This is a genomic window from Staphylococcus sp. HMSC068C09 (assembly GCF_001813735.1).
GTDB lineage: Bacteria > Bacillota > Bacilli > Staphylococcales > Staphylococcaceae > Staphylococcus > Staphylococcus hominis.
Map to the genome: position 1 here is coordinate 1 of NZ_KV813758.1, position 407 is coordinate 407.

The 407-nt window shown below is 51.8% G+C and carries 1 rRNA gene; it reads right to left on the reverse strand.

Annotation, left to right across the window (positions count from 1 at the left end):
• Positions 1-407, reverse strand: a 16S ribosomal RNA gene (locus HMPREF2930_RS07350); the annotation flags it as partial.

Here is a 407-nt window from a genome sequence, read left to right on the forward strand (position 1 = left end):
AAAAACCGCCTACGCGCGCTTTACGCCCAATAATTCCGGATAACGCTTGCCACCTACGTATTACCGCGGCTGCTGGCACGTAGTTAGCCGTGGCTTTCTGATTAGGTACCGTCAAGACGTGCACAGTTACTTACACGTTTGTTCTTCCCTAATAACAGAGTTTTACGATCCGAAGACCTTCATCACTCACGCGGCGTTGCTCCGTCAGGCTTTCGCCCATTGCGGAAGATTCCCTACTGCTGCCTCCCGTAGGAGTCTGGACCGTGTCTCAGTTCCAGTGTGGCCGATCACCCTCTCAGGTCGGCTACGTATCGTTGCCTTGGTAAGCCGTTACCTTACCAACTAGCTAATACGGCGCAGGTCCATCTATAAGTGATAGCAAAGCCATCTTTCACTATCGAACCATG